This is a genomic window from Streptomyces sp. NPDC048696 (assembly GCF_043198895.1).
Taxonomy (GTDB): Bacteria; Actinomycetota; Actinomycetes; order Streptomycetales; family Streptomycetaceae; genus Streptomyces.
The window spans coordinates 225445-247045 of the sequence record NZ_JBICVJ010000007.1; the positions used below are offsets into that span (position 1 = coordinate 225445).

17 protein-coding genes are annotated in these 21601 nt (G+C 71.9%); 13 read left to right on the forward strand and 4 right to left on the reverse strand.

Annotation, left to right across the window (positions count from 1 at the left end; all coding sequences use genetic code 11):
• Positions 1-14 precede the first annotated feature (14 nt).
• Positions 15-1526: an Asp-tRNA(Asn)/Glu-tRNA(Gln) amidotransferase subunit GatB gene (gene gatB / locus ACGFRG_RS17260; RefSeq protein WP_393264690.1), complete on the forward strand. Its 1512-nt coding sequence runs from the start codon at positions 15-17 to the stop codon at positions 1524-1526.
• A 100-nt stretch (positions 1527-1626) separates the two neighbouring features.
• Here gatB and ACGFRG_RS17265 read toward each other — a convergent pair whose 3' ends face one another.
• Entirely contained in the window at positions 1627-1953 is a 327-nt protein-coding gene (locus tag ACGFRG_RS17265) for a rhodanese-like domain-containing protein (RefSeq protein ID WP_361420536.1), read from the reverse strand.
• 39 nt (positions 1954-1992) lie between these two features.
• Between ACGFRG_RS17265 and ACGFRG_RS17270 the strand changes: the two genes are divergently transcribed.
• The 5 genes from ACGFRG_RS17270 to ACGFRG_RS17290 all read left to right on the forward strand — a co-directional run bounded on the left by ACGFRG_RS17270 (position 1993) and on the right by ACGFRG_RS17290 (position 6817).
• On the forward strand, positions 1993-2607 hold the full coding sequence (locus ACGFRG_RS17270; protein ID WP_393264694.1) for a TetR/AcrR family transcriptional regulator: 615 nt from the start codon (positions 1993-1995) through the stop codon (positions 2605-2607).
• Positions 2608-2692: 85 nt separating this feature from the next.
• The gene (locus ACGFRG_RS17275) at positions 2693-3205 is read left to right on the forward strand and encodes a hypothetical protein (RefSeq protein ID WP_393264697.1); all 513 of its coding nucleotides are present in this window, start codon (positions 2693-2695) and stop codon (positions 3203-3205) included.
• Positions 3206-3423: 218 nt separating this feature from the next.
• Complete coding sequence (locus tag ACGFRG_RS17280) at positions 3424-5646, forward strand: MMPL family transporter (protein ID WP_393264699.1); 2223 nt, start codon at positions 3424-3426, stop codon at positions 5644-5646.
• A 32-nt stretch (positions 5647-5678) separates the two neighbouring features.
• Positions 5679-6248 (forward strand): GNAT family protein, encoded by a 570-nt coding sequence (locus ACGFRG_RS17285; protein ID WP_361420524.1) that lies wholly within the window; start codon positions 5679-5681, stop codon positions 6246-6248.
• Positions 6249-6283: 35 nt separating this feature from the next.
• Complete coding sequence (locus ACGFRG_RS17290; RefSeq protein WP_361420521.1) at positions 6284-6817, forward strand: hypothetical protein; 534 nt, start codon at positions 6284-6286, stop codon at positions 6815-6817.
• A gap of 3 nt (positions 6818-6820) precedes the next feature.
• Here ACGFRG_RS17290 and ACGFRG_RS17295 read toward each other — a convergent pair whose 3' ends face one another.
• Positions 6821-7540, reverse strand: a complete 720-nt coding sequence (locus ACGFRG_RS17295; protein ID WP_393264703.1) for an SIMPL domain-containing protein — start codon at positions 7538-7540, stop codon at positions 6821-6823.
• Positions 7541-7769: 229 nt separating this feature from the next.
• Here ACGFRG_RS17295 and ACGFRG_RS17300 point away from each other — a divergent pair, with 229 nt between their 5' ends.
• Both ACGFRG_RS17300 and ACGFRG_RS17305 read left to right on the forward strand, forming a co-directional pair.
• Positions 7770-7943 (forward strand): hypothetical protein, encoded by a 174-nt coding sequence (locus ACGFRG_RS17300; RefSeq protein ID WP_393264706.1) that lies wholly within the window; start codon positions 7770-7772, stop codon positions 7941-7943.
• Between the two features lie 10 nt (positions 7944-7953).
• Positions 7954-11055, forward strand: a complete 3102-nt coding sequence (locus ACGFRG_RS17305) for an AAA family ATPase (RefSeq protein ID WP_393264707.1) — start codon at positions 7954-7956, stop codon at positions 11053-11055.
• A gap of 25 nt (positions 11056-11080) precedes the next feature.
• Here ACGFRG_RS17305 and ACGFRG_RS17310 read toward each other — a convergent pair whose 3' ends face one another.
• Both ACGFRG_RS17310 and ACGFRG_RS17315 read right to left on the reverse strand, forming a co-directional pair.
• On the reverse strand, positions 11081-12226 hold the full coding sequence (locus tag ACGFRG_RS17310; protein ID WP_361420509.1) for a PQQ-dependent sugar dehydrogenase: 1146 nt from the start codon (positions 12224-12226) through the stop codon (positions 11081-11083).
• Between the two features lie 91 nt (positions 12227-12317).
• The gene (locus ACGFRG_RS17315) at positions 12318-13316 is read right to left on the reverse strand and encodes an aldo/keto reductase (RefSeq protein WP_361420872.1); all 999 of its coding nucleotides are present in this window, start codon (positions 13314-13316) and stop codon (positions 12318-12320) included.
• A 74-nt stretch (positions 13317-13390) separates the two neighbouring features.
• Between ACGFRG_RS17315 and ACGFRG_RS17320 the strand changes: the two genes are divergently transcribed.
• The 5 genes from ACGFRG_RS17320 to ilvC all read left to right on the forward strand — a co-directional run bounded on the left by ACGFRG_RS17320 (position 13391) and on the right by ilvC (position 21470).
• Positions 13391-14329: a 2-hydroxyacid dehydrogenase gene (locus ACGFRG_RS17320; RefSeq protein ID WP_361420506.1), complete on the forward strand. Its 939-nt coding sequence runs from the start codon at positions 13391-13393 to the stop codon at positions 14327-14329.
• A 513-nt stretch (positions 14330-14842) separates the two neighbouring features.
• Positions 14843-17701: a putative bifunctional diguanylate cyclase/phosphodiesterase gene (locus tag ACGFRG_RS17325; protein WP_393264711.1), complete on the forward strand. Its 2859-nt coding sequence runs from the start codon at positions 14843-14845 to the stop codon at positions 17699-17701.
• A 228-nt stretch (positions 17702-17929) separates the two neighbouring features.
• Entirely contained in the window at positions 17930-19816 is a 1887-nt protein-coding gene (locus ACGFRG_RS17330; protein WP_361420500.1) for an acetolactate synthase large subunit, read from the forward strand.
• A 23-nt stretch (positions 19817-19839) separates the two neighbouring features.
• The gene (gene ilvN, locus ACGFRG_RS17335; RefSeq protein ID WP_067164603.1) at positions 19840-20367 is read left to right on the forward strand and encodes an acetolactate synthase small subunit; all 528 of its coding nucleotides are present in this window, start codon (positions 19840-19842) and stop codon (positions 20365-20367) included.
• Positions 20368-20468: 101 nt separating this feature from the next.
• Complete coding sequence (gene ilvC, locus ACGFRG_RS17340) at positions 20469-21470, forward strand: ketol-acid reductoisomerase (protein WP_361420497.1); 1002 nt, start codon at positions 20469-20471, stop codon at positions 21468-21470.
• Positions 21471-21601 lie beyond the last annotated feature (131 nt).

A 21601-nucleotide genomic window follows, 5' to 3' on the forward strand; every position in this document is an offset into this window, starting at 1 on the left:
GGGAAAGCTTCACCGTGACTGTCACTGATCTGGTCTCGTACGAGGACGCCCTCGCGTCGTACGACCCCGTCATGGGCCTTGAGGTCCATGTCGAGCTCGGCACGAAGACCAAGATGTTCTGCGGCTGCTCCACCGAGCTGGGCGCCGAGCCCAACTCGCAGACCTGCCCCACCTGCCTCGGCCTGCCCGGCTCGCTCCCGGTCGTCAACGCGATCGGCGTCGAGTCGGCCGTCAAGATCGGCCTCGCGCTGAACTGCGAGATCGCCGAGTGGTGCCGCTTCGCCCGGAAGAACTACTTCTATCCGGACATGCCGAAGAACTTCCAGACCTCGCAGTACGACGAGCCGATCGCCTTCAACGGCTATCTGGACGTCCAGCTGGAGGACGGCGAGATCTTCCGCGTGGAGATCGAGCGCGCCCACATGGAGGAGGACACCGGCAAGTCGACGCACGTCGGCGGCGCGACGGGCCGTATCCACGGCGCCTCGCACTCCCTCCTGGACTACAACCGGGCCGGCATCCCGCTCATCGAGATCGTCACCAAGCCGATCGAGGGCGCGGGCGAGCGGGCCCCCGAGGTCGCCAAGGCGTACGTCGCCGAGCTGCGCGAGCTCATCAAGGCGCTCGACGTCTCCGAGGCCCGGATGGACAAGGGCCAGATGCGCTGCGACGTGAACCTGTCGCTGCGCCCGAACGGGACGAAGGAGTTCGGCACCCGCAGCGAGACGAAGAACGTCAACTCGCTGCGCTCGGTCGAGCGCGCGGCCCGCTTCGAGATCCAGCGCCACGCCGCGGTGCTGAGCTCCGGCGGGACGATCATCCAGGAGACCCGTCACTTCCACGAGGAGGACGGCTCCACCACCTCGGGCCGCATCAAGGACAACGCCGAGGACTACCGGTACTTCCCGGAGCCCGACCTCGTCCCCGTCGCCCCGGCCCGCGAGTGGGTCGAGGAGCTGCGCAAGGGGCTGCCCGAGCTGCCGCGCGTGCGCCGCAACCGGCTGCGCGAGGAGTGGGGCGTCTCCGAGCACGACATGCAGTCGATCCTCAACGCGGGCGCGGTCGACCCGATCGTCGCCACGATCGAGGCGGGCGCGGACTCCGCCGCCGCGCGCAAGTGGTGGATGGGCGAGCTGGCCCGTAACGCCAACGAGCAGGGCGTCGCCCTGGACGAGCTGCCCGTCACCCCGGCGCAGGTCGCCCGGGTCGCGGCCCTGGTGGCCTCCGGCGACCTCAACGACAAGCTGGCGCGCCAGGTCATCGAGGGTGTCCTCGCGGGCGAGGGCGACCCGGACGCGGTCGTCGACAAGCGCGGCCTCAAGGTCGTCTCGGACGAGGGCGCGCTGGGCGCTGCCGTGGACGAGGCCATCGCGGGCAACGCGGCCATCGCGGACAAGATCCGCGGCGGCAAGGTGCAGGCCGTCGGCGCACTGGTGGGCGCGGTCATGAAGACCACGCGCGGCCAGGCGGACGCGGCCCGCGTCAAGGAGCTCATCCTGGAGAAGCTGGGCGTCAGCGAGGGCTGATCCCCGCAGCTTTCCCTACGTACGCAGTACGTGTACGAGTCGGCCCCGCCGCATCAGCTGATGCGGCGGGGCCGACTCGTATGCGGTCATGCCCAGGGGATCAGGCGGACTCGGTGGGCAGGCCCGCCTCCGTCCAGTCCTCTATGCCCTCCTTGTACTTGCGGACGTCGGTGTAGCCGAGCGCGGTGAGCCGGTCGGCGACCTGGCCGCTGTTGGGGCAGGCGGGGTTGGAGCAGTAGGTGACGATCGCGGCGTCGCGGTCGGGCAGCAGGGCCGGCGCGTGCGCGTCGACGTCCGCCCGGACCAGCGCGATCGCGCCGGGCAGATGCTGCTTCGCGTAGTACTCGCCGCCGAGCGCGTCGACGACGGTCACCGTGCCGGCGTCGATCGCCTTCTTGAGTTCGTCACGGGAAATGAGCGCGGTCATGGGACACCCTCCAGGGTTCCGGACTATAGTCCGCTTGTGATGAACGACAGTACCGGACCGCAGTCCGTTTTCGCTATCCCGCTTGAGCTGCTGCGCACCCGGCCGCCCAAGGAGCGCGCCGACGCGGCCCGCAACCGCGCGGCCGTGCTCGACGCGGCGGCGCGGCTCTTCGCCGAACACGGAGTGACGGCGGTCTCGATGGACCAGATCGCGGCGGCCGCGGGCGTCGGCAAGGGCACGCTCTTCCGCCGCTTCGGCGACAAGGCGGGGCTCGCGACCGCGCTGCTCGACGCGCGCGAGAAGGAGCTCCAGGAGGCGATCATCTCCGGCCCGCCACCGCTGGGCCCGGGCGCGCCGGCCGGGGAGCGCCTGGTCGCCTTCGTCGGGGCGTACGTGGACTACCTCCTCGACCACCTGGAGCTCAGCCGGATGTCCGAGAACGCCTCCCCGGGCGCGCGCTACCGCATCGGCGCCTACCGCTTCTGGCACCAGCACCTGTCGATCCTGCTGGCCGGCACCCCGGATCCGGCGTACACGGCGCACGCGCTGCTGGCTCCGCTGGGGGCCGAGCATGTCACCGCCGTACTGGCCGAGTTGGGGGCGGAGCGGGTGCGCGAGGGGGCGCTGCGGATGGCGCGGGCGCTGGCGCCCTGAGACCTCGCGCCCCGCGTCAACATGACGCGGAACTAAACCTTCCTGTCGGGTGACCCTGTCCGGAATCGTCTATAGGGTGCCGAGCGTGGACGGGCGAGAAGCGGTGAGAATGCTCGGGCGGCGTACGGCGCTGCGGTATCTGGCGCTGGGGACGGTGTCGGCCGCCGTGTCCGCCTGCACAGGCGCGGGCGCCGTGGAGGGCCCCCGCAAGCAGGCGCTGAAGGCGTTCGTGAAGGGCGACTGGGTCTACCGCTCGAACCGGGACCACGAGGGCGTCCTGACCGTCACCCCCGACGGCCACTGGTCCGTCACTCAATGGGGTGGACTGTCCGGACAGTGGATGCTCGACGGCGCGGTCCTCTCGGTGAGCGCGGACTTGCCCACCGGCGACGCGGAGGCCGAGGAGCAGGAGGCGTTCACGGTGTCGAGCATGCCGGAGAAGGTGTCCGGCTCGTTCTCCGAGCTGCTGACGCTGACGGGCGGCTGGTCGCGGGTCGGCTCGGCCGTCGAGGCCGGGTACAAGAAGGGTGCGCTGACCCTGGCGTTCCGGGGCGACGGTTCCGAGGATCTGCTGGTCACCTGCACGCGTCGCAAGTGAGCCGCTCGTACGTCCCGTAGGCGACGGGTGGGGCCCGTGAGGCCCTTGTGCGCGCTTCCCTGTGAGTAAGCCCACGAAACGGGCAAACGATCACTATTCGCTGTCAGAGTGGCAGCGCGTAGGTCATGCGTTCTTTGTGGGCTGTTCAATCGTATCGTCTGCTCCCGTACCGGCTGTTCCCGGGCAAAGATCCACGAACCATCCAGGGAGCACATTCGTTGGCAGCCATCGCACGGTGGTGCATCAGGCACCGCCTCGTCGCCGTCCTGCTCTGGCTCCTCGCGTTCGGCGGCGCGACCGCCGCCTCCGCCGCCGCGGGCTCCGCGTACTCCAACGACTACGAAGTCCCCGGGACCGAGTCCGGCCGCGCCACCGCCCTCCTCGACGCCGGGTTCCACGGCGGCCGGGGCGGCGACACCGACACCGTCGTCTGGCACACCGACAGCGGCCCCGTGCGCGCCCCCGACGTCCAGCAGCGCATGACCAAGGCGCTCGACAAGGTGGCCAAGCTGCCCGGCGTGGCCCAGGTGAGCGGCCCGTACGGACGGGACGGCGGCGCGCAGATCAGCCGGGACGGGCACACCGCCTACGCCACGGTCACCTTCGACCGGACCGCCGACACGCTCCCCAAGGCACAGGCCCAGGCGTTCGTCGACACCGCGCGGGCCGCCTCGGCGCCCGGCCTCGACGTCGCGGTCGGCGGCAGCGCCGCGGCCCTCACCGAGACCACCTCCGCGCATCTCAGCGAGATCGTCGGCGTGGTCGTCGCGGCCGTCGTCCTCTTCCTCGCCTTCGGCTCGCTCGCCGCAAGCACCCTGCCCATCGTCACCGCCGTGATCTCGGTCGGCACCGCGTACGCGGGGATAGGGCTGCTCGGCCACGCGATGTCCGTCGCCGACTTCGCGCCCATGCTCGGCCTCCTGATCGGGCTCGGCGTCGGCATCGACTACGCGCTGTTCATCGTCACCCGGCACCGGCGCGGACTGCGCCAGGGCCTCACCGTCGACGAGGCCGCGACCCGGGCGGTGGCGACGACCGGGCGGGCCGTGGTGTTCGCGGGTGCGACGGTCTGCATCGCGCTGCTCGGCATGCTCATCCTGCGGCTGGGCTTCCTCAACGGCGTCGCCGTCGCGGCCTCGCTGACCGTCGTCCTCACCGTCGCCGCGTCCGTGACGCTGCTGCCCGCGCTGCTCTCGCTCATCGGGACGCGGGCGCTCAGCCGCCGCGAACGGCGCAGGCTGCGCGAGCACGGGCCCGAACCGGAGCTGCCCACCGGGTTCGCGGCGCGCTGGTCGGCGTTCGTCGAGCGGCACCCCAAACTCCTGGGCGGCCTCGCCGCCGTGGTGATGCTGGCGCTCGCGCTGCCCACCCTCTCGCTCCACCTCGGCACCTCCGACCAGGGCAACAACCCCGCCAAGTCGACCACCCGGGTCGCCTACGACCTGCTCGCCGACGGCTTCGGGCCCGGCGTCAACGGGCCGCTGACGCTGGCCGCGAAGCTGGACGGCGCCGACGACCGGATCGCGATGGAGCAGCTGCCGAAGCTGCTGCGGCACACCTCGGGCGTCGCCTCGGTCGGGCCGGTGACGTACAACGGCAGCGGCGAGGTCGCCGTCCTCACCGTGGTGCCCGACTCGGCGCCGCAGTCCCAGCAGACCAGCGCGCTCGTCGACCGGCTGCGCCACGAGGTGCTTCCGGCCGCCGAGAAGGGCACCTCGCTCGATGTGCACGTCGGCGGTGTCACCGCGAGCTACGACGACTTCGCGGGCGTGATCATCGGCAAACTGCCGCTCTTCATCGGCGTGGTGATCACCCTCGGCTGCGTCCTGCTGCTGCTCGCCTTCCGCTCGATCGGCATCCCGCTGAAGGCGGCCGCGATGAACGTGGCGGCGGTGGCGTCCGCGTTCGGCATCGTCGTCGCGGTCTTCCAGTGGGGCTGGGGGAGCGAACTCCTGGGCCTGGGCCGCTCCGGCCCGATCGAGCCCTTCCTGCCGGTGATCATGGTCTCGGTGCTCTTCGGGCTCTCCATGGACTACCAGGTGTTCCTGGTCAGCCGCATGTACGAGGAGTGGCTGGAGACCGGGGACAACCGGCGGGCGGTCCGGGTCGGCCTCGCCGAGACCAGCCGCGTGATCAACTCCGCGGCCGTGATCATGATTTCGGTCTTCCTCGCGTTCGTCCTCAGCGGGGAACGGGTGATCGCGATGTTCGGCATCGGGCTGGCGGCGGCCGTCGCCCTCGACGCGTTCGTCCTGCGCACCCTGCTCGTACCGGCCCTGATGCACATGCTCGGCGGCGCGAACTGGTGGCTGCCCGGGTGGCTGGACCGGCGGCTGCCCAGGATCAGCATCGAACCGCCCGAGTGCCGCCGTGCGACGATCTCTGTGCAGCGCACGGGCGAGCCGGTGGACGAGCCGGTGGACGAGCTCGTGGGCTCGTAGAACGTTGTTTTCAAAGGGACGTGAGGGACGGGATGTTCGCGATATCGCTGGGTGACGACGGTGGCGAGCTGCGGCCGCTGGAGCCGCACCACGCCGAGGAGTACCTGGCCCACATGGACCGGGGGCGCGAGTTCATCGGGCGGTTCATCTCGCTGGCCGAGGTGTGCCGCGACCTCGACTCCTCGCGCGCCTTCCTCCAGGCGTACGCGGACAAGACCGCGGCGGACCAGGGGCGGCTGTACGGCATCTGGTCCGACGGCACGCTGGTCGGCGGCGTCCTGTTCCGCACCTTCGACGCGAAGCTCGGCACGGCCGAGGCGGGGTGCTGGCTGGAGGAGGCCGCGGCCGGGCGCGGACTGGTCACACGGGCGGTCCGGGTACTGATCGACTGGGCCGTGGAGCAGCGCGGGATCCACCGCGTGGAGTGGCGCGTGGCGTCCGGCAACACGCCGAGCATCAATGTGGCGAAGCGGCTGGGCATGGTGCGGGACGGGGTGCTGCGGGACAACCATCCCCACCGGGGCGAGCGGCAGGACACGGAGATCTGGTCGGTGCTCGCCCCCGAGTGGCGGGCGGCTCGCCAACAGCGCGCCGCCTGTTAAGAGGACTCTCAGAATCGGCACCTAGCGTCGGGCGCATGAATGCCACCCCCTCCGACACCAAGACCGACAACGAGACCGACGTCGACGTGGAGATCGACGAGAACGAAGAGCACGAGGACTCGTACGGCGACGACGTGACGCCGCCCGGGGGTGATGTCCGTACCGGTATCGGTGCCGGGGCCGCCGCCATCGTGTCCGCCGCCCTCGGGGCCGTCGCGCTCAGCGGGACCTGGATGGGCAAGGTGCTCTCCGAGCGGGAGACCCTGGTCGGGCAGATCAAGACCGCCCAGGGCGGCTCCGCGGCCGCGCAGATCAAGGAGATCTACGGCAACTCCTGGCACACCACCGCCGCCGTGAACGGCGGCTTCGCGCTGCTCGCGCTGCTGGTCGGCGCGTTCGTGCTGGCCCGCCCGGCGTTCGGCGCCCCCCGTGCCCACGAGCAGCCCGTGTGGGTGCGGGCGGTCGCGCTGGGCGGGGTCGTCCTCGGCGCGATCGGGCTGCTGATCTCCGTCGGGATGTACTTCGACCTGTTCGCCGCGCTGCCCGCCACGCCCACCACCAAGGGGTAGCGCTCACAGCGCCGGCGGCGCCATCGTGAAGCGGGCGAGCACGGCGGCGCGCACGGTCTGGCGCTGGGGTTCGAGATCGAGCTCCAGGGCGCCCTGCGGCTCCGGCGCGCCGGAGCCGTACGCCGTCCGCAGCATCCCCGGCGCGGGCGCCGGATAGGGCCGCGCGTCCTCGGCGCCCTCGTCGGCGAGTTCCAGCAGGGCCACCAGATCGCTGCCGAGCGCGGCCGCGTACTCGCGGGCGCGCTCCACGGCCTGCTCGACGGCCCGGCGGCGCGCCTTCGCGTACGCGGGGGAGGCGGGGCGCAGGCCCCACCAGGGGCCGTCGACGCGGGTCAGCTCCAGGGCGGCAAGGCGCGAGGCGAGTTCGCCGAGCGCGGTGAAGTCGCCGAGCTCGGCGGTCAGCCGCACCTGCCCCTGGTACGCGCGGACCCGCTCGCCCCGGCCGTGCCGGCCGAGCTCCGGGCTGACCGAGAACGAGCCCGTCTCCAACTGCTCCACCGCGTCCCCGTACGACTTCACCAGGTCCAGGACGGCCGCGTTGCGGCGGGTGAGGTCCTCAAGGGCGCTGCGGCGGTCGGTGCCGCGCGCGATCACCGTCACGCCGAGCCGGGCGATCTCCGGGTCGACGTCGAGGACGGCCTCGCCCCGGACCGCGATGCGCGGCGCCTCGGGGGTGCCGTAGGGAAGGTGCGGGGACGGGGACGGCTGCGACGGCTGGGTCATCTCGACTCCCTGAGTGGGTGGTTGCGGCCACTCTGCCATCCTCTAAGGCACCCGCCGGGTGCCTAGGGCACGCGCACCCCGGTACGCCCTCGTTCTAAGGCCCCGCCGCCCCACAGATGCGGCACTCTCCCGATGTGGCGACACCCCCTGGGAAGCGAGAGTTGAGACATCGCAAAGAGCGGTGGAACAACAAAGAAGCCCCGGACGACGGGGCACCAGGGAGCAGAAAATGTTCGAGTACGAGCTGCACAAGGTGAACCGCGACGAACTGCTGCGCGAGGCCGCCGCCCAGCGCCTCGTCGGCGAGGCCCGCCGGGCCCGTCGCCGTACGGCCGACCGCACCGCGGACGGGCGGGTGAGCCACCTGCGGGACCTGCGCGACCTCTTCGCACGCGCCGCCTGAGCACCCCGAGATGACCGTGATCCCGATCAGGGGTGCCGCCGGAGCGGAGTGCTGTGCGATGCTCACCGGCGTGGAGACCAGGTCTTTCAGCCCCGTGTTCGTCGGCCGCGCCGGTGAACTGACCGCCTTGAACGAAGCGCTCGCCCGCGCCCACGCGGGCGAGCCCCAGGCGTTGCTCGTCGGCGGTGAGGCCGGGGTCGGCAAGACCCGGCTCGTCGAGGAGTTCACCTCGGCCGCGTGCGCGGCGGGGGCCGTCGTCGCGGTCGGCGGCTGTGTCGAGATCGGCGCCGACGGACTGCCGTTCGCCCCCTTCTCCACCGCCCTGCGCACCCTGCGCCGCCGTCTGCCCGACGAGCTCGCCGCGGCCGCCGAGGGCCAGGAGGAGGAGCTGGCCCGGCTGCTGCCGGAGCTCGGCGAGGCCAGCCGGGAGAGCGCCCAGGACGGCACGGCCCGCCTGTTCGAACTGACCGTACGGCTCCTGGAGCGGATCGCCGCCGAGCGTACGGTCGTGCTCGTCCTGGAGGACCTGCACTGGGCGGACACCTCGACCCGGCATCTGCTCGCCTACCTCTTCCGCACCCTGCGGCGCGGCCGGCTCGTCGTCGTCGCCACCTACCGCGCGGACGACATCCACCGCCGCCACCCGCTGCGCCCGCTGCTCGCCGAGCTGGACCGGCTGCGCACGGTGCGCCGTATCGAGCTGTCCCGGTTCAACCGGGGCGAGGTCCGCCGCCAGCTCACCGGGATCCTCGCCGCCGAGCCCGAACAGTGGCTGGTGGACGAGATATTCGAGCGCTCCGACGGCAACGCCTTCTTCGTGGAGGAGCTGAGCGTCTGCCACGAGTCGGGCTGCACCCCCGGCGGCATGAGCGAGTCCCTGCGCGATCTGCTGCTCGTACGGGTCGAGGCGCTGCCCGAGAACGCCCAGCTCGTCATCCGCATCCTCGCCGAGGGCGGCTCCACGGTCGAGCATCCGCTGCTCGTCGCCGTGTGCAAGCTCGCCGAGGACGACCTCATCGAGGCGCTGCGGGCCGCCGTCGGCGCCAACATCCTGCTGCCCGCGCCGGACGGCGACGGCTACCGGTTCCGGCACTCCCTGGTCCGCGAGGCCGTCAGCGACGATCTGCTGCCCGGCGAGCGCTCCCGCCTCAACCGCCGTTACGCCGAGGCCCTGGAGGCCGACGCCTCCCTGGTCCGCGCCGACGAGCGCGCCACCCGGCTCGCCAGCTACTGGTACTCCGCGCACGACGCCGCCAAGGCACTGCCCATGGTGCTGACCGCCGCCGCCGAGGCCCGCAAGCGGCACGCGTACGCGGAGCAGCTGAGCCTGCTGGAGCGCGGCATGGAGCTGTGGGACTCGGTCCCGGCCGAAGTCCGCGCCGGGCTGCGGCCGTTGGACTACGCGGGTGCCTACCCGGCCTGCGGCTGCGACCCCGACAGCACACCCCTGCGCTATCTCGACCTGCTCGCCGAGGCGAGCGTCGCGGCACGGCTGTGCGGCGAGCGCGAGCGCGCCCTGAAGATCGCCAAGCGCGCGCTGCGGCTGATCGACGCGGAGGACCAGAACGCGCCCTGCGACCAGGTGCCGTGCGACCCGCTGCGGGCCGCCTGGTTCTGGACCGAGGTGTCCAAGCTGGTGCAGAACCTGGGCCGCGGTGACGGCTGGGACGAGATCGCCACCGCCCAGGAGCTGGTGCGCGGGCTGCCGCCGTCCGCCGTGCACGCGGCGGTCCTGGCCACCGCCGCCGGCTGGGGCATGCTGCACCGGCCCGGCTCCGAGTCGCTGGCCGCCGCCGAACGGGCCGTGGAGTACGCCAGGTTGGTCGATGCCGAGGAGATCGAGCTCAACGCCCGGCTCACGCTCGGCGGCCTGATGGTCGACGCCGGTGACGTCGAGGACGGCATCGCCATGATGCGCGAGGTGACCGAGCGCTCGCTGCGCCTCGGCCTCGTCGGCGAGGCGGGCCGCGGCTACGTCAACCTCTCCTCCAGCCTGGAGTCCCTGGGCCGCTTCCGGGAAGCCGTGGAGAGCGCCGCCGAGGGGCTGCGGGTCTCCCGGCGGTACGGGCTGCTCGACAGCGAGGCGTGGGCGGCGGGGAACGAGGCCTTCGCACTGCTGGCCCTGGGCGACTGGGAGGCGGCCGGTGCCCGCGCCGAGCACGTCCAGCGCTCCAGCGTCAGCGGCAAGCCCAAGGGCACGGCCGCGCTGATCCGCGCCCAACTGGCCGTGCTGCGGGGCGAGTCCGAGCTCGCCGCACAGTGTCTGACCGAGGCCGTCGGCTACTTCGGCCCGTACGACCCGATGCCCCAGCACTCCATCCCGATGGCCCGCGTCGCAGTGGAGCTCGCGGCCGGGCAGGGCCGGTTCGCGGACGCCCGGGCCGAGTTCGCCCGTACCGTCGAGGCCGGATTCCCGCCCGGCACCCAGCGCTACGGCTGGCCGCTGCTGCTGACCGCCGCCTGTGTGGAGGCCGATCTGCGCGGGCTGCCCGCCGCCGAGGAGGGCCGGGCCGCCTCGCTCGCCCTCATCTGGGACGCGGCCAAGGAGATGACCACGCCCGGCCCGCTGGCCATGGCGTACGCGCTCTGCGTCGAGGCGGAGCTCGCGCGGGCCGACGGGCGCGACGACGCGGCCCGCTGGGAGGCGGCGGCCATCGCGCTGCGGCCGCTGGAGCTGCCGCACCAGCTCGCCCAGGTCTGCCACCGCTGGGCCGCCGCGCTGCTCGCCGAGGGCGGTGACCGCGCGACGGCGGGCACCCTGCTGCGCCAGTCGTACGCGGTCGCCGTGCGCCTGGGGGCCCGGCCGCTGGTGGAGGAGCTGGAACTGCTGGCCCGCCGGGCGCGGCTGGCGCTGGCCGAGGAGGAGAGCACGGTGGCGGACGAGCCGGTCGACCCGGCCGAAGCGCTCGGGCTCACCAGCCGCGAACAGGACGTGCTGCGTCTTGTCGCCGTCGGTCACAGCAACCGTCAGATAGCGGAGGCGCTGTACATCTCGCCGAAGACGGCCAGCGTGCACGTCTCCAACATCCTCGCCAAGCTGGGGGTTTCGGGCCGGGGGGAGGCGGCCGCGCTGGCGCACCGGCTCAACCTGTTCGCACCGAGCGCGGCCTGATCCGGCCCGGTCGGCCCCGCCCCCGTCACGTCACGTCGAGCTCCAGGATGCGGTCGTCGCCGGGGTGCGGGGTGCCCCGGCCGTCGGTCGCGCTGGTGACCAGGAGCAGGGTGTGCGGCCCGGTCGCGATCACCGTGCGCAGCCTGCCGTACTGAGATGTCAAGAACGCCTCGGGCTCCGCGAGCGGCTTGGCGCCGTCGAGCGGGATGCGCCACAGCCGTTCGCCGCGCAGCGCCGCCATCCAGATGCTGCCCGCCGCGTACGCGATCCCGCTCGGCGAGGCGTCCGCCGTGCGCCACTGCTCCACCGGGTCCACGAACCCCGGCCTGTTGCCCTTGCCCTCGACCAGCGGCCAGCCGTCGTTCTCGCCCGGCCCGATCAGATTCAGCTCGTCCCAGGTGTCCTGGCCGAACTCCGAGGCCCACAGCCGGCCCGCGTCGTCCCAGGCCAGACCCTGCACATTGCGGTGGCCGTAGGAGTACACCACCGAGTCCGCCTCCGGGTTGCCGTGCACCGGCTGCCCGTCCGGGGTCATGCGCAGGATCTTGCCGCCCAGCGACTTCCTGTCCTGGGCGAGCCCGCGCTCGCCGGTCTCGCCGGTCCCCACGTAGAGCATCTTGTCCGGCCCGAACGCGATCCGGCCGCCGTTGTGGATGGTGCCCTTGGGGATGCCCCGCAGCACGGTGTCCGGCGCGCCCAGCTGCTGGCCCGCCGGGCGCTTGTCGTCGTAGAGCATCCGGGCGACGCGGTTGTCGGACTCGGTGGTGAAGTACGCGTACACGAGGTGGTCCGAGGCGTACGAGGGGGAGAGCGCGAGGCCCAGCAGGCCGCCCTCGCCGCCGGGTTTGACGCCCGTGACGGTGCCGAGCAGCGTCTTCTTCCCGCCCGCGTCGATCCGGGTGACGGTGCCGTCGTCGCGCGAGGCGACCAGCAGGCCGCCGTCCGGCAGCGGCGCCACGCCCCACGGCGACTTCAGACCCTCGGCGAGCGTCCGGACGACCTTCACCGAGCCCTTCCTGGGCGGGAGTTGAGCGGTGGAGGCCGGGGCCGAGGAGCCGGGCCCGGCGGTCGTGGGGCCGCCCTGCGGGCGCGGCGAGGTCCCGGACGAACACCCGGCCGCGAGCACCAGCGCGGCAGCGGCCAACAGGGCTCTCAGAGCGGGACGTTGCACGGTTCGCTTCCTTTCGGGCACGCGGGCATCAGCTCTCTACCGTACGGGTGCCGACCTCGCCGCCAGGGGTTGCGGCCGCGCGTCCCGCACCTCAGTCCCACGAACCCCGTGCCGCCGGGAGCCGGCCGATCTCCGCCTCGTCCTGCGGGGTCAGGGCGAGCCGGGCCGCCGCCGCGTTCTCGCGGGCCCACTCCTCGCGCTTGGTGCCCGGTACCGGCACCACGTGCGGGCCCCGGCCGAGCAGCCAGGCGAGGGCGACCTGGGCCGGGGTCACCGTGTCCCCGTGCCGCGCCGCGACCCGGCGCAGCCCCGCCACCACGGGCTGGTTGGCGGCCATCATCTCGGCGGTGAAACGGGGGTGGCGGGCGCGTACGTCGTCCGGCTCGAAGCCCTGGCCCGGGGTGAGCGTGCCCGTCAGGAAGCCGTTGCCCAGCGGCATCGCGGCCAGGAAGCCGACACCCCGCGCGGCGCACCACGGCAGCAGCGCGTCCAGTGCCTCCCGCGACCACACCGACAGCTCCGCCTGCACGGCGCTGACCGGGAACACCTGCTGCATACGCTCCAGTTGACGGATCGTCACTTCGTAAAGGGTGCCGGACCTGCGGGCGGCCCGGGCGCCCATCGCGCTCACCCCGAGCGCCCGCACCTTGCCCGCCGTCACCAGCTCCGCCATCGCGCCCCAGGTCTCCTCGACGGGTACCTCGGGGTCGGCGCGGTGCAGCTGGTAGAGGTCGATGACGTCGGTGCGCAGCCGCCGCAGCGAGGCGTCGCAGGCCCGCTTCACATAGCCGGGGCGCCCGTTGGCCACCACATGCGCGTCGCCGCCGACGAGCAGCCCGACCTTGGTGGAGACGAAGGCGTCGGCCCGGCGCTCCTTGATGGCCCGGCCCACCAGGAGCTCGTTCTTGAACGGCCCGTACATGTCCGCCGTGTCGAGCAGGCTGGACCCGGCGTCGAGCGCGGCGTGCACGGTGCGCAGCGAGCGCTCGCCGTGCTGCTGCGAACTGGTGTAACCCCAGCTCATGGGCATACAGCCGAGGCCGATCGCGCCCACCTCCAGGGCCGCCGCACCGATAGTCCTGCGCTCCAACTCCCCGTACCCCTCCTCAAGCCGCACCCCAAAGTAACCTCTGGCCACCGCATCCCCTGACATAGCCTCCGACCATGACTGCAGACGTGTGGCTCCCCGTCCCGCCCGAGGAGATCCCGGGCCTCCCCGACGCCTTCGCCTACCGGTTCTGGGACGGCGGGCCCGAGTACCCGGCCGACCCGGCCGACTGCGTGTACTACGTCGTCCCGTACATGAAGGGAGTGGACATCGCCGTACGCCCGCTCGCCGCGATGACCGGGGTCCGGGTCGTACAGACGCTGTCGGCCGGGATCGACCAGATGGAGCCGGGCCTGGGCGCACTGGCCCCGGGGGTGCTGCTGTGCAACGCGCGCGGAGTGCACGAGGCGTCCACCGCCGAGCTCACGCTGGCCCTGATCCTGGCCTCGCTGCGCGGCATCCCGTCGTTCGTCGCGGGCCAGGAGAAGGAGGAGTGGCGCTCCGGCTTCTATCCGGCGCTGGCCGACAAGTCGGTGCTGATCGTGGGGTACGGATCGATCGGCGCGGCCATCGAGGACCGGCTCGCACCCTTTGAGTGCGCGCGAGTGGCGCGCGTCGCGCGCTCCTGGCGCGCGACCGCGCGCGGCCCCGTGCATCCCCTCACCGAACTGCCGGAACTGCTACCGCATGCCGACGTCGTCATCCTGTCCACACCGCTGACGGAGCAGACGAAAGGGCTGGCCGGAGCCGCCTTCCTGAGCTCGATGAAGGACGGGGCGCTGCTGGTGAACGTGGCCCGCGGCCCGGTCGTCGACACGGGGGCGCTGCTCGCCGAGCTGGAGAGCGGACGGCTGCGGGCCGCCCTCGATGTCACCGACCCGGAGCCGCTGCCCGCCGGACACCCGCTGTGGCATGCGCCGCATGTGCTGATCAGCCCTCATGTCGGCGGATCCACCTCGGCGTTCATGCCGCGCGCCAAGCGTCTGGTGGTCCGTCAGCTCACCCGGTTCGCGGCCGGACAGCCGCTCGACAACGTGGTCCTGACGACGTCCTGACGCGGGATCCGGGCCAGGCGCCGACGGCGTCCTGGGAGCCGATCCGCCCCGGCCCGCCCCGGGTTGACCACGCTCCGCGTCGGCCCGGGTGCGATCCGTATCCACAACTGCCCTGGTGGTCACGGAGCGTAGAGGAACTATGTCCCTGAGTGACGAGACTGGTGTATCGTCCCGACCGGGGGCTGCGCCGCGCGACTGACGGCGCGGGGGAGCAATGTCACAGCGAGGGGGGCGACGGGCGATGCACGGCCAATGGACGAACGATCCGACGCGGCGGAGCCGCCGACGGCTACCCCGAGGCGCGCGTGCCGGACTGCCCCGGGCTCATGCGCGGCCCCGGCTCCACTGCCGGGGACGGACCCGGACGGCGGCGCGGACCCGGCCCCCGGCCCGGACCGCCCGCCCGCCGGCGCCGCAGGCCCGTCCCCGAGGCACGCGGGCTCATCCACCGGACCGAGGCGCGGGCCTCGCGGCGTCCCGCCGCCACAGCGCGACCGGGTCCGGAGGGACCCGGTGAGCGCCCCGGGCGCGGTGCTCGCCCGCCCGCCGGTCCCCGAGCTGTCCGACGGCGGATCGGGGCTCGTTTCCCAGCTGGTCCTCGCCGTGGTCTGCGCGGGGTATGCGACCGGGGCGGCGCTCGGCTGGGGATCACATGGAGTCGCCCTGTTCATGGGGGACTTCGGCCTCAGTGCGGCGGCGCTGATGGCCTCGGCCTCCTGTTTCCTCTACGCGCGCGGAGGCGGCGGGGAAGGGGAGAGCCGTTTGCGGCCGGCCTGGCTGCTGTTCTCCTTCTCCTCCGCCATGGCGGCGAGCGGCAACGGAGTCTGGGGGTGGTACGAGGTGGTGCTCCACTACCCGACCGTGCCCTCGCCCTCCCTGGCCGATCTGTTCTTCCTGCTCTTCGCGCCACCCGCGATCGTCGGCCTGCTGGTGCTCGCCAAGCGTCCGGTCACCCGGGCCGGCTGGGTGTGCCTGGCCCTCGACTCCTGGCTGATCGGCGGCTCGCTGCTGACGCTCTCCTGGAGCCTGGCCCTCGAACACACCGCGCACACGGAGGGCGCGAGCGTCGCCGGGGCCGCGCTGTCGCTGGCGTATCCGCTGCTCGACATCGTGCTGGTGAGCATGGTGCTCGCGCTGCACTTCCGGCGCTCGTCGGCCAACCGGTCGGCGATCAACACCGCGATCGCCTCGCTCGCCCTGACCGTGCTGTGCGACGCGCTGTTCACCTCGCCGCTGCTGCGCGACACCTACCGCTCCGGGCAGCTCCTGGACGCGGGCTGGTTCGCCGGGTCGCTGCTGCTCGCCTACGCGCCCTGGGGCGCCCGCCGGCTCGCCTCGACGGGCCGGGCCGTACCGCCCCCGCAGCGCCGCCCGGTCGCGCCCGCCACCACCCGGCCCATCGCGGGCTCGCTGGGGGCGCTCACGCCGTACCTGGCGGCGGCCGTCTGCACGCTGGGGATCCTCTACAACGTCATCGAGGGCCGCCGGGTCGACCGGGTGGTGGTCTTCACCGGGTGCACGGTGGTGCTCGCGCTCGTCGTGCGCCAGGGCATCATGCTCCTCGACAACATCGCGCTCACCCATGAACTGGCCCAGAAGGAGAACCACTTCCGCTCCCTGGTGCAGGGATCGAGCGACGTCATCATGATCGCCGCCCCCACCGGAATACTGCGCTACGTCAGCCCGGCCGCCGCGGGCGTCTACGGACGGGACGCGGAGGACCTGGTCGGCTCGGAGCTGGCCTCGATCATCCACCCGGAGGACCTGGGCAGAGTCGTGCACGAGGTGCGGCGATTTCTGGCCACGCCGCCGCTGGAGGAGCCGACCACCCGGATCGAGTGCCGCTTCAAGTCCGGTACGGGGGAGTGGCTGAACGTCGAGTCCACCATCAACCGGCACCAGGGCGGGCTGATCCTCAACAGCCGGGACGTCACCGAACGGGTGCGCCTGCAGGCCCAGTTGCAGCACAACGCGGAGCACGACCCGCTCACCGACCTGCCCAACCGGGCGCTGTTCACCGAGCGCACCCGCCAGGCGCTGACCGGCCGGCGCGCCGGTGACCCCGGCACCGCCGTGCTCTTCATCGACCTCGACGGCTTCAAGCAGGTCAACGACACCATCGGCCACCAGGCCGGCGACGAGCTGCTGATCCAGGCGGCCCGCCGCCTGCAGGAATCGGTCAGAGCCGGGGACACGGCGGCGCGCCTGGGGGGCGACGAGTTCGCCGCCCTGATCCTCGGCGACGGCGGCCGCGACCGCGCGGCCCGCCAGCGCCAGGTGTACGAGATCGCCGACCGGCTCCGCCTCACGCTCTCGCAGCCGTACCAGATCGACGGGAACGAGGTGCGGGTCGCGGCCTCCATCGGGGTCGCCTTCGCCGAGCGCGACATCACCGCCCGCGAGCTCATGCGCAACGCCGACCTCGCGATGTACCGGGCCAAGTCGGGCGGCAAGAACCGGGTCGAGATGTACGCGCCGCAGATGCAGGCCGAGGTCGTACGGAAGTCGGAGGTCGCGGCCCGGCTGCGCACCGCGCTGCACGACGGCGAGTTCGCGCTGCTGCACCAGCCGGTGGTCAACCTCGCCACCGGGCGGGTGGCCGCGGTGGCCGCGCAGGCGCGCTGGAGATCGGCCCAGGGGATCCTGTTCACCCCGGCCGAGTTCCTGCGGGTCGCCGACGACAGCGAGCGCACCGCCGAGCTGGGCCGCTGGCTGCTCGAAGAGGCCGTGGCGCAGGCCGCCGAGCGGTGCAGGGCCGGGCACGAGGCCCCGGTGGCGGTCCGCCTGCCGGCCCGCCGGCTGCTCGACAAGTCGATGCCGCTGGGGTCCGTGGAGGCCCTGCTGGCCCGGCACGGACTGCCGTCCGGCGCCCTGGTCATCGAGCTGGCCGACAGCGACCCCAGGATCTCCTTCGACGACCTGGAGCGGCGCCTGGTGAGCCTGCGCCGCCTCGGTGTGCGGATCGCCCTGGACGGCTTCGGCAGCGGCTACGCGGCGATCAACGCCCTGCGCCGGCTCCCCATCGACGTACTGAAACTGGACAGGGGGCTGGTCGAGGGCGTGGTCGAGTCCGCCCGGCTGCACAAGATCACCAGCGGGCTGCTGCGGATCGCCTGCGACCTGGGGATGCAGTCCGTGGCCGACGGGGTGGACGTGCCGGAGCAGGTGCTCGCGCTGCGGGCCATGGGGTGCACCCATGGGCAGGGCATGGCGTTTTCCGGTCCTCTCGACGAGTTCCGGCTGCGGCGGGCCCTGGTGCACGGTACTTTCCCGGTGCCGGGCGGGGCCGCGTTGCCCGTGCTCAGCGGCCGGAAGGTGCCCTCCGTCCGGGTCAATCACTCAAATAGTGAGACACCCGTCCCACCCACTTGACACGTCCGGGGCGCCGGAGGGAGGGTCAATGCCATGCGCACCCGAATTCTCGTACTTGGAAAGCGCGTCGGCTGAAGCCGGGCCCCGTCGCGGGCCCAGCGGACCACACCCGACGCGCTCCCCTCGCTTGCCTCACGGCACGAGGGGTTTTTTGTTGCACCGGTGCCCCCGGAGCAGCAGAGCGATCTCGACCAAACCCCCGCAAAAACCCTCAGCTTCGAGAAGAGAATGCCGATGACCGAGCAGGCCTCCGGGGCCCACCATCCGCAGCCGCGGGCCCGTAACGGCGGACACCACGCCGCCCCCGTCGAGCACGTCACGGGCGCGCAGTCCCTCATCCGCTCTCTTGAGGAAGTCGGGGCCGAGACCGTCTTCGGCATTCCGGGAGGCGCGATCCTCCCGGCGTACGACCCGATGATGGACTCCACCCGGGTCCGTCACGTCCTGGTCCGCCACGAGCAGGGCGCGGGCCACGCGGCCACCGGTTACGCGCAGGCCACCGGCAAGGTCGGCGTCTGCATGGCGACCAGCGGCCCGGGCGCCACCAACCTGGTCACGCCGATCGCCGACGCCCACATGGACTCGGTGCCGCTGGTCGCGATCACCGGCCAGGTCTCCTCCAAGGCGATCGGCACGGACGCCTTCCAGGAGGCGGACATCGTCGGCATCACGATGCCCATCACCAAGCACAACTTCCTGGTCACCAAGGCCGAGGACATCCCGCGCACCATCGCCGAGGCGTTCCACATCGCCTCCACCGGCCGCCCGGGCCCGGTCCTGGTCGACATCGCCAAGGACGCCCTCCAGGCGCGCACCACCTTCTCCTGGCCGCCGCACACCGACCTGCCGGGCTACCGGCCGGTCACCAAGCCGCACGCCAAGCAGATCCGCGAGGCCGCCAAGCTGATCGTGGCGGCCAAGCGCCCGGTCCTGTACGTCGGCGGCGGCGTCCTCAAGGCCGGTGCCACGGCCGAGCTGAAGGTTCTCGCGGAGCTCACCGGAGCGCCCGTCACCACCACCCTGATGGCGCTCGGCGCCTTCCCCGACAGCCACCCGCTGCACGTGGGAATGCCCGGCATGCACGGTGCGGTCACCGCCGTCACCGCACTGCAGAAGTCGGACCTGCTCATCGCGCTCGGCACCCGCTTCGACGACCGCGTCACCGGCAAGCTGGACAGCTTCGCCCCGTACGCGAAGGTCGTCCACGCGGACATCGACCCGGCCGAGATCGGCAAGAACCGCGAGGTCGACGTCCCGATCGTGGGCGACGCGCGCGAGGTCATCGCCGACCTGGTCCAGGCAGTGCAGGCCGAGCACACCGAGGGCCACACCGGCGACTACACCGCCTGGTGGAACGACCTGAACCGGTGGCGCGAGACCTACCCGCTCGGCTACGACCAGCCCGACGACGGCAGCCTCTCGCCGCAGCAGGTCATCCAGCGCATCGGCGAGCTCGCCCCGGCCGACACCATCTACGCGGCCGGCGTCGGCCAGCACCAGATGTGGGCCGCCCACTTCATCAACTACGAGCTCCCGGCCACCTGGCTGAACTCCGGCGGCGCCGGAACCATGGGCTACGCCGTCCCGGCCGCCATGGGCGCCAAGGCCGGTATGCCGGACCGCACCGTCTGGGCGATCGACGGCGACGGCTGCTTCCAGATGACCAACCAGGAGCTCACCACCTGTGCGCTCAACAACATCCCGATCAAGGTCGCCATCATCAACAACGGCGCCCTCGGGATGGTGCGCCAGTGGCAGACGCTGTTCTACAACGAGCGCTACTCCAGCACCGTCCTGCACGCCGACGACACGGGCCACGACACCATCGGCTCCCAGGTCGGCGCGTCCACCGCACCCCGCAAGGGCACCCGCGTCCCCGACTTCGTGAAGCTGTCGGAGGCCATGGGCTGCTACGCGATCCGCTGCGAGCGCCCCGAGGACCTGGACAAGGCCATCGAAGAGGCCAACTCGATCAACGACCGCCCGGTCGTCATCGACTTCATCGTCCACGAGGACGCCCAGGTCTGGCCGATGGTGGCCGCCGGCACCTCCAACGACGAGGTCATGGCCGCGCGCGGCGTCCGCCCCGACTTCGGCGACAACGAAGACGACTGAGAGAGCAGAGAGAGACCGACACCATGTCCACCAAGCACACGCTCTCCGTCCTGGTCGAGAACACCCCCGGCATCCTCGCCCGGATCGCCGCGCTCTTCTCCCGCCGCGGTTTCAACATCGACTCGCTCGCCGTCGGTGTCACCGAACACCCCGACATCTCGCGCATCACCATCGTGGTCAATGTCGAGGACCTGCCCCTGGAGCAGGTGACGAAACAGCTCAACAAGCTGGTCAACGTCCTGAAGATCGTCGAACTTGAGCCCAGCGCTGCGATCCAGCGCGAGCTCGTTCTGGTGAAGGTGCGGGCCGACAACGAAACGCGCTCCCAGATCGTCGAGATCGTCCAGCTGTTCCGCGCCAAGACCGTCGACGTCTCGCCGGAGGCCGTCACCATCGAGGCCACCGGCGGCGCGGACAAGCTGGAGGCGATGCTCAAGATGCTGGAGCAGTTCGGCATCAAGGAGCTCGTCCAGTCCGGCACGATCGCCATAGGGCGCGGCTCGCGCTCGATCACCGACCGCAGCCTGCGGGCCCTGGACCGTACGGCCTGATCCCGCCCCCTCGCGGTGTTCGCATCGCGAGACTTGAAACGTCCCGACGCATCCCCGCCGTACGGTGGGACGCAACACCAGCACACCAAGGAGATATCCCAGTGGCCGAGCTGTTCTACGACGACGACGCCGACCTGTCCATCATCCAGGGCCGCAAGGTCGCGGTGATCGGTTACGGCAGCCAGGGCCACGCCCACGCGCTGTCGCTCCGTGACTCGGGTGTCGACGTCCGCGTCGGTCTGCACGAGGGCTCCAAGTCCAAGGCCAAGGCCGAGGAGCAGGGCCTGCGCGTGGTGACGCCCGCCGAGGCCGCCGCCGAGGCCGACGTCATCATGATCCTGGTCCCGGACCCGATCCAGGCCCAGGTCTACGAGGAGTCCATCAAGGACAACCTGAAGAACGGCGACGCGCTCTTCTTCGGTCACGGCCTCAACATCCGCTTCGGCTTCATCAAGGCCCCCGAGGGCGTCGACGTCTGCATGGTCGCCCCCAAGGGCCCGGGCCACCTGGTCCGCCGTCAGTACGAGGAGGGCCGCGGCGTTCCGTGCATCGCGGCCGTCGAGCAGGACGCGACCGGCAACGGCTTCGCGCTCGCGCTCTCGTACGCCAAGGGCATCGGCGGCACCCGGGCCGGCGTCATCAAGACGACCTTCACCGAGGAGACCGAGACCGACCTCTTCGGCGAGCAGGCCGTGCTCTGCGGTGGCACCTCGGCGCTCGTCAAGGCGGGCTTCGAGACCCTGGTCGAGGCGGGCTACCAGCCGGAGATCGCGTACTTCGAGTGCCTGCACGAGCTGAAGCTCATCGTGGACCTCATGTACGAGGGCGGCCTGGAGAAGATGCGCTGGTCGGTCTCCGAGACCGCCGAGTGGGGCGACTACGTGACCGGCCCCCGCATCATCACCGCCGACACCAAGGCCGAGATGAAGAAGGTCCTCACCGAGATCCAGGACGGCACCTTCGCCAAGAACTGGATGGACGAGTACCACGGCGGCCTGAAGAAGTACAACGAGTACAAGACCCAGGACGAGAACCACCTCCTGGAGACCACCGGCAAGGAGCTGCGCAAGCTCATGAGCTGGGTGAACGACGAGGAGGCGTAAGCCTTCGCGAGGGGCCGCGGCACCGCGCCGCGGCCCCTTGTCCATCCCGTCCACCCCCGGACGGGTGACATTCCTCCCCCAAGGTCTTCATGACCAGGGGGGACCCCCATCGGCTGGAAAAGACCGCCCAG

Coding starts and splice junctions, on each gene's coding strand:
- ACGFRG_RS17265 (WP_361420536.1), bottom strand. CDS start 1,953: ATGACCGCGCTCATTTCCCGTGACGAACTCAAGAAGGCGATCGACGCC.
- ACGFRG_RS17270 (WP_393264694.1), top strand. CDS start 1,993: ATGAACGACAGTACCGGACCGCAGTCCGTTTTCGCTATCCCGCTTGAG.
- ACGFRG_RS17285 (WP_361420524.1), top strand. CDS start 5,679: ATGTTCGCGATATCGCTGGGTGACGACGGTGGCGAGCTGCGGCCGCTG.
- ACGFRG_RS17290 (WP_361420521.1), top strand. CDS start 6,284: ATGAATGCCACCCCCTCCGACACCAAGACCGACAACGAGACCGACGTC.
- ACGFRG_RS17295 (WP_393264703.1), bottom strand. CDS start 7,540: ATGACCCAGCCGTCGCAGCCGTCCCCGTCCCCGCACCTTCCCTACGGC.
- ACGFRG_RS17300 (WP_393264706.1), top strand. CDS start 7,770: ATGTTCGAGTACGAGCTGCACAAGGTGAACCGCGACGAACTGCTGCGC.
- ACGFRG_RS17305 (WP_393264707.1), top strand. CDS start 7,954: ATGACCGTGATCCCGATCAGGGGTGCCGCCGGAGCGGAGTGCTGTGCG.
- ACGFRG_RS17320 (WP_361420506.1), top strand. CDS start 13,391: ATGACTGCAGACGTGTGGCTCCCCGTCCCGCCCGAGGAGATCCCGGGC.
- ACGFRG_RS17330 (WP_361420500.1), top strand. CDS start 17,930: ATGCCGATGACCGAGCAGGCCTCCGGGGCCCACCATCCGCAGCCGCGG.
- ilvN (WP_067164603.1), top strand. CDS start 19,840: ATGTCCACCAAGCACACGCTCTCCGTCCTGGTCGAGAACACCCCCGGC.